We start from the raw sequence: 6763 nt of genomic DNA, 5'->3' as shown, positions 1-6763 counted from the left end.
CTCATACACCGCCTCCAACGTCAGTTCCTGTCGTCTGGCGATCTCTTTCGCTCGCACGCCGTCGCTGAACATCAGAATCGTCCGCGACCGGTCTCGTATTCGCCAATCACGACGGCTTCTCGCCATCGCTTCAAGCTTTGTACGTTCTTCCTGCGTCAGTTCCAGCGCTTTCAATGCCATCAGCTTCGTTGCTCGTCCCGTCCAGTTCGAACCATGATTGTAGAGACATTTCATGTCGAAGGCTTAGTCTGTAAGCCACATTCGACCCGAATCACCTAAGACCGTCAATAGTGAGCGCCTGCTGGCCGTTTGGGGGCACGATTTTGTTGACACCCAATCCATAGGAATCGCCCCCTTGATGCCATCGGGTGCGGAGCTGTTGAGCTATTATCGCGGTCCCAGCATGTTGGCGTTCATACCTTTCCTGTCCATGACTGACCTGAACTATCCGGCGATCCTCGACCAGATTCATCGTGACATTGCGCCTTGGCGCACTGCGGGCCGAGTCGCAGAATATATTCCCGAACTCGCCAACGTAAGCGCTCATCATTTTGGCATGGCAATAGTCACGGTAGACGGCCATGTATTTGCAGTTGGGGATGCGCGAGAGCGTTTCTCCATCCAGAGTATCTCCAAACTATTTGCTTGTACGCTTGCCTTTCAGCTTCTGGGCGACGCACTTTGGGAACGTGTCGGCCGAGAACCGTCGGGGAGTGCATTCAATTCGCTCGTCCAGCTTGAGGCCGAGCGCGGCGTACCACGCAATCCGTTCATCAATGCAGGTGCGCTCGTCGTGACCGACGTTTTGTGTCGGCGTTTCGTTGGTGCCGAAACAGCACTGGTGCAGTTCGTGCGACGGCTGACCGGAGTTGTCGATCTTGACTATAACTTGCGTGTCGCCGACTCGGAGCTTCGGCACGCCGAGCGCAACCGTGCGATGGCGCATTTCATGGCGAGCTTTGGCAACATGGATATGCCGCCGGAAACCGTCGTCGACGCGTATTGCCGCCAGTGCGCGATAGAGATGAACTGTGTTGAACTTGCCACCGCTGCGCTTTTTCTCTCCAACGGTGGCATTGCGCCGGTATCAGGGGAGCGCATTCTAGACGCGAGTTCGACCAAGCGATTGTCCGCGCTGATGCTGACCTGCGGCACTTACGATGCGGCCGGTGATTTCGTGTATCGCGTCGGGTTGCCCGCGAAGAGCGGCGTCGGTGGCGGGATCGTCGCGGTGCTGCCAGGGGAGATGGCGGTATGCGTATGGTCGCCCGGGCTTGACGCAAACGGGAACTCACTTGCCGGGGTCAAGTCGCTGGAATGGCTGACAACGCTCACCGGGCGTTCAATTTTTTGATGCTGTCGACACAGAAGGGCTCCGAGGCGTAGGCGAAGCGAGGTACTCGCTTGAGGAGGTGGCCACTATGTTCGAGCAGGACGATGGCGACCGCCGCCGCCTAGTGCCGCTGTTCATGCACTACTACTCGTCTTGCATCAGACCCGCGGAACGGCTCACCCTTGAGGCTGCTGTCAACACCGAAGCGGGCGCGAAGACCATTAAAAACTACCGAACCTTCCTGACCACGGCGTTGGAGAGGGTGAGTCGCCGCAAGGCACTCGACAGACGCTGCAATCTCTTCACGACAAACAACGACGGGTGTTTCCCGCTGGTGGCCGACGAGCTCATCAAAGTAGGGCGCACCGACTTCGTGCTGAATGACGGTGCTCGCGGTTTCAGCAAGCGCATCTTTCTGCGTTAGCAGAATTAACGGACACGATTAGCGTTGCAGCGGACGCCATTAGCACAAACTTCGAACTTCAACACGGATGGCGCGCTGCGTGACGAAGCCCGGCGCGTGAACGTCGGCTTCCCATTTCGCATGCGGCATGGACGGCCGTGGGTGCGCATGAAAATGGCCGCGTCGCTCGACGGCAGAACCGCAATGCCGGACGGCGACAGCAAGTGGATCACCGCCGAAGCGGCACGACGGGATGGCCATACATGGGGGCGCCGAGCCGGCGCGATACTGACCGGCGTGGGCACCGTGCTGGCGGATGATCTCGAGCTCGACGTCAGGCTGTTTCCGACCGCGAGGCAGCCGCTGCGGATCGTCGTCGATTCAATGCTGCGCACGCCGGCGGGCGCACGTCTGCTGAATGCGGGAGAACCCGCGCGAATCTACTACGCAGGTGCGCGCATGAACGACGGGCGCAAGGAGACCCTCGAGTCGAGGCGCGTCGATCTGTGGCATCTTCCGAACACGGCTGGCGGCATCGATTTGCAGGTACTGATAGGCGAGTTGGGGCAGGAAGGCATCAACGAATTGCACGTCGAGGCCGGCGGCAACCTCAACGGCGCGCTGATCCGAGCGGGCCTCGTGGATCAACTGCTGATATACGTTGCGCCTCGCCTGATCGGGGCGGGTCGCGACCTGGCGGCGCTGGCGTCGGCTGGAACGGTAGGCGAAAGTCCGGTGTTCCGTTTCATTCAGGTCGACCAGGATGTGCGGTTGGTCGCCGTGCGCGCGGATAAATCGAATTAATGAAAATCCTACTCCGGATGAGAAATTTCGCAGGCCCCGCATGGCTTGTTTTGCCATATTCTTGGCAACTCGCATCAGTCGATGCGTGACGTAGTAGATCTCGCAAGCGGTGTATTAGAAAACTATATTTCATAGTGATTTCATGGAAATTCCTGGGAAAATGAATGAAATCGTCACGAAGTTACTTTATTTCACATAAACGGGACCGCCCACCCCTGAGGAGGAAATGGCCAAAGAATTGGAAGGAGCTGGATTGGCTAGCCGTTGCACTTGATTTTAGAGACCGCCCTCACTACTCGTCTTGGAATGGATAATGATTACTCAGGTAGATGAACGAGTTATATTGACTGCAAAGGATGCAGACCAACTTAAAGATGCCTTTAGCAGTATTCCATATGACCCAGCAGGAGGATCCCAGTACCTCAATGCGTTACGAAAGACCGCGTACACCGCATTGCCGGTCAGGCTTATCGACGCAATCGAGCGAACCAAAAGTGTCGGTGCAGATGCACTTGGTTTTCTGGAAATCGATGGCCTTCCCGTGGACCACGGCGTATGCGGCAGCCCATACTTTTCGGAGAGTGGCAGAGCATTCAAGGATGGCGTTCTTAGTGAAAACCTTCTAGTCGCGATCGGAGCGCTGGCAGGTGAGCCGTATTCGATTGCACATGAAGGCCGTGAGCTCGTCAACAACCTCACCCCTCACAAGGAGAACGCCCAAGAATACACGGGTCTTGGTTCCGATGTAGAACTAGATTTCCACATCGAGAATGCTGCGCAGGTTCATATGCCTGAAGGAGACACATCTCCGTCAGCCCTTTTGCTGCTTGGCGTAAGAGCTGAACCGGGAGGTGGGCCATTGACTCGCCTTGCCGACGCGCGAAAGGCACTTCGATTGCTCTCGCCAGAGGATATCGAACAGCTTTACAAAAATAATTACATCATCCGCGTTCCATATCGATGGAGAGGTGCAGCATCTACACCACGCGAAAATACCGACTTGCGTCCCATCCTGTCAGGACCATACGAGTCTCCGCATGTGACGGTGGCGTTTTATCCGGACATGGTGCTTGTCGCAAATTCGAGAGCCAAGCAGGCACTCGACAATCTATATCAAGCGATAAGGGAAATTTCTTTTGGCGTGCAAATCACGCCGGGAAAACTCGTCCTCGTCAACAATAGTTTTACGCTTCATTCCCGAGATAAATTCGTACCGCAATACGACGAAAACGGACGAGCCTATCGATGGGTTCAACGTGTATTCGTAGCTCGAAATCTCTGGAACTTCCGAGCGTTCACCCGGCTGCAAGAGCGGGTTTTCGATCCGAAGATTCAAAACACACATATGCCAGAGCTCTCGCTTGCAGTATGAGTTGACGCTGTCTCCTACGCCCCCGGGGGCGTAGGACGACGATCTCGGCAAAGGTTGAACAGCAGGAGACTGATGAATGCGTCACTACTACCGGTGGTGGATACTGGGGGTATCCACCCTGACACAGCTGGTCGCAGGGCTCGCGAGCCAAGGCATCGGCGCGTGGGGCCTCTACGCGCAAGATGCGTTGCATCTTTCTGCCCGGCAGGTCGGAGGCCTTGCGACGCTCGCGAATATCGTACCGATATTCGGTTTGGCATTGGTCGGACGAGCGCTTGATCGGCATGGGGAACGATTGCCGGTTTTCCTCGGGATGCTGGTGCTTGGCTTCTCGATGCTGCTGCTGGCCGTGTCCACCGGATACGGAACACTGGCTGCCGCGATGCTGATGATGGGCATTGGGTATAGCCCGATCCAGCCCGGCGGAAGCAAGGCGATCTACCACTGGTTCCCCACGCATGAGCGAGGGATGGCGATGGGCGTACGGCAAGCCGCATTGCCGCTGGGCGGCGCATGCGCGGCCGTCTTTTTCCCGGAACTGATCTTGCGCGCCGGGTGGGCCTCCGCCATGACGGTGGCGGCGGTTGTCATAGCCGTTACAGGAGGGATCTATCTTGCAGTATTTCGGAATGCCTCCAAGCCCGACGCGGGATCGCCTTCAGCCATATCGATGTGGCAGCATCTCTTGGGGAATTTCTCGGAAGCCGCATTCCGGCGGATTTCGTTGATTGGCGCGATGCTCGTTGCCGTGCAAACGGCCGTGGCCATTTTTGGAATCATGTTCGTCCAGCGCCGCTTCGATCTCATGCCAGCGGCTGCGGCATGGTCGCTTTTCGTTGTGCAAATGAGCGGTTCACTCGGCCGCATCCTGCTTTCCGCCTTGAGCGATCATATTCGAGACGGGCGACGGCGCGTCGTCACCATCTGCATGGTGCTGGCACCCGCGACATTGCTGGCCACGGCGCTGTTACCCGCTTCCTGCCGTGGATTGCCGATTCTGGCGTGTGCCGCTTTCAGCGGATTTTTTTGCTTTGGCTGGTACGGCCCATGGGTCGTGTGGCTATCGGAATCAACGGATCACAACAAGGTGGGCGAGGTCATTGGCGCCGCCATGGCGGTCAATCAGGTGGCGATAGCGGCAGTACCGTTGATTTTCGGCATGGTGACCGACATGACCGGGACGCCGACCGTGCCAATGATGTGTCTATCGGCGGGACTTTTTGCGGTGTTCGTTTGGGATCGCCTATGTCCGGCGGCCCGATCCGGACTCTCGCCGTCTACATCGAATTGACAGGACAGGTGGAACGGCCGCCGGGACAGCAGCATTTTTTTTCGATTCTGTCGCAGTAAGACGGGGTGGTATGCCGCCGGTGTCAATGAAGCTGCGATGTGAACGATGACGCGACCGCTGAATTCGGTGTTGGCGAAGGTATTCCACCGCCTGCATTACCCGATCGACGTGATCCTGGTGTGCGTGCGCTGGTATGTTGCATACCCGCTGTGACCCTGCCTCGTTTTCACGTACAGCATGTCATGCAGCAGCGTGTAGGGTTTCGTATTCGACAGGAGTAAGGTAATCGATCGACATGAGCATGCACTGTCGATTGTAATAGCCCTCGATCCAATCGACGATGTCCAGGCGAGCCTGAGCGCGGGTTTTGCATACATAAAGCGCCAACTTCAAAACTATTTTATTAAAGCACTTGCATGAACAGGAATTAACCATGCTATTCGTACCGTTCGTTATCACACTAGTCGCTTGCGTCACCGCACTACGCAAACAAGAAAGCTACAGCCTGGCGCTCTTTGGCCTAGCTGCCATTGGCGAGTTGATACTTATCATTGTTAATGCCACAGACCCAATCAACGCAGTATTCTGATGAATATATGAACATCACAAAACCACTTAATTCTGTTGCCCTTTTCGGCACCAGCGCAGTCCTACTCGCAGCATTCAAATACCAATTTGTCGATGGGGAACTGCCTTGCACCTTATGCACCCTAATCCGCGGAGGCGTATCCTAATGGGCATGGGCTTCCTGTTCAACCTGATATTCGGTGTCAAGCGACGAAACTACGCGGTGACGCTGATTGGCGCTCTGATACTGGGCGCGGTATCCAGTCGCTTCATGCTTATCCATATCGTCCCTGGCGGGCCCGCTACCACGGCCGGTGTGTTTATGGGCATGCACCAATACACGGTTACAGCGCTAGGTGCAGTGGCCGCGGTGGTCTACACGGCGTTCCTGATGATGTTGCCTGTCGAGACTGAGTCACTTTCCACCACTTGCATTGTCCACAAAGCCGTTATCTGGTTGTTTGTTGCGATGGTGGCCGCTAATACGGGGAGCATTGTTATTGAAGCGGGCTGGAATGCTGATATCACGGATCCTCACGCCTATTACATGATTTCAGGACATGTTTAGGAGTTAATGTCAATAGGACGCTTGAACATTTTGATTGGCTGTGTTCGGAAGGGGGGTGATTTTCGGATTTGCGTTGCTCTATGATCAAGCGGAATTAAGTGGGGGGCATCCTACGACCGAACAATCATTGACAACTCCGGCGCCACAAAGGATCCAAACTAAGTTCTTTTCTTCAGTATTAAGCCTTCGACATGAAATGTCTCTACAATCATGGTTCGAACTGGACGGGACGAGCAACGAAGCTGATGGCATTGAAAGCGCTGGAACTGACGCAGGAAGAACGTACAAAGCTTGAAGCGATGGCGAGAAGCCGTCGTGATTGGCGAATACGAGACCGGTCGCGGACGATTCTGATGTTCAGCGACGGCGTGCGAGCGAAAGAGATCGCCAGACGACAGGAACTGACGTTGGAGGCGGTGTATGAG

The 6763-nt window shown here is 55.8% G+C and carries 8 protein-coding genes and 2 pseudogenes; 8 read left to right on the top strand and 2 right to left on the bottom strand.

What is annotated here, in order from left to right:
* Positions 1 to 234 (bottom strand): hypothetical protein (locus CFB82_RS42910; protein WP_218829056.1); only part of this gene is annotated, 234 nt, incomplete at its 3' end.
* Between the two features lie 205 nt (positions 235 to 439).
* Here CFB82_RS42910 and CFB82_RS40645 point away from each other — a divergent pair.
* The 6 genes and pseudogenes from CFB82_RS40645 to CFB82_RS42905 all read left to right on the top strand — a co-directional run.
* Positions 440 to 1354, top strand: coding sequence for a glutaminase (locus CFB82_RS40645; protein WP_089487847.1), 915 nt, complete (start codon positions 440 to 442; stop codon positions 1352 to 1354).
* 67 nt (positions 1355 to 1421) lie between these two features.
* On the top strand, positions 1422 to 1757 hold the full coding sequence (locus CFB82_RS40640; protein ID WP_256990772.1) for a hypothetical protein: 336 nt from the start codon (positions 1422 to 1424) through the stop codon (positions 1755 to 1757).
* Positions 1758 to 1853: 96 nt separating this feature from the next.
* Positions 1854 to 2540: a RibD family protein gene (locus CFB82_RS40635; RefSeq protein WP_143751067.1), complete on the top strand. Its 687-nt coding sequence runs from the start codon at positions 1854 to 1856 to the stop codon at positions 2538 to 2540.
* Between the two features lie 313 nt (positions 2541 to 2853).
* Positions 2854 to 3912: a TauD/TfdA family dioxygenase gene (locus CFB82_RS40630; protein ID WP_089487845.1), complete on the top strand. Its 1059-nt coding sequence runs from the start codon at positions 2854 to 2856 to the stop codon at positions 3910 to 3912.
* A 76-nt stretch (positions 3913 to 3988) separates the two neighbouring features.
* On the top strand, positions 3989 to 5203 hold the full coding sequence (locus tag CFB82_RS40625) for an MFS transporter (RefSeq protein ID WP_089487844.1): 1215 nt from the start codon (positions 3989 to 3991) through the stop codon (positions 5201 to 5203).
* Between the two features lie 105 nt (positions 5204 to 5308).
* Positions 5309 to 5413: pseudogene (locus tag CFB82_RS42905) on the top strand (IS6 family transposase); the annotation flags it as partial.
* A gap of 30 nt (positions 5414 to 5443) precedes the next feature.
* Here the strand turns inward: CFB82_RS42905 and CFB82_RS42900 are convergent.
* Positions 5444 to 5572, bottom strand: a pseudogene (locus CFB82_RS42900) (IS3 family transposase); the annotation flags it as partial.
* Positions 5573 to 5936: 364 nt separating this feature from the next.
* Between CFB82_RS42900 and CFB82_RS40620 the strand changes: the two are divergent.
* Positions 5937 to 6338 (top strand): hypothetical protein, encoded by a 402-nt coding sequence (locus CFB82_RS40620; protein WP_089487843.1) that lies wholly within the window; start codon positions 5937 to 5939, stop codon positions 6336 to 6338.
* A 191-nt stretch (positions 6339 to 6529) separates the two neighbouring features.
* Positions 6530 to 6763: hypothetical protein (locus tag CFB82_RS40615; protein WP_218829056.1), on the top strand; the 234-nt coding region annotated here is incomplete at its 3' end.

Origin of the sequence: Burkholderia sp. HI2714 (assembly GCF_002223085.1) — a bacterium.
GTDB classification, from domain to species: domain Bacteria; phylum Pseudomonadota; class Gammaproteobacteria; order Burkholderiales; family Burkholderiaceae; genus Burkholderia; species Burkholderia lata_D.
The sequence above is the reverse complement of the archived record's forward strand: the minus strand, read 5'-3'. Positions and strand labels throughout refer to the sequence as shown.

Coding starts and splice junctions, on each gene's coding strand:
- CFB82_RS40625 (WP_089487844.1), top strand. CDS start 3,989: ATGCGTCACTACTACCGGTGGTGGATACTGGGGGTATCCACCCTGACA.
- CFB82_RS40630 (WP_089487845.1), top strand. CDS start 2,854: ATGATTACTCAGGTAGATGAACGAGTTATATTGACTGCAAAGGATGCA.
- CFB82_RS40620 (WP_089487843.1), top strand. CDS start 5,937: ATGGGCATGGGCTTCCTGTTCAACCTGATATTCGGTGTCAAGCGACGA.
- CFB82_RS40640 (WP_256990772.1), top strand. CDS start 1,422: ATGTTCGAGCAGGACGATGGCGACCGCCGCCGCCTAGTGCCGCTGTTC.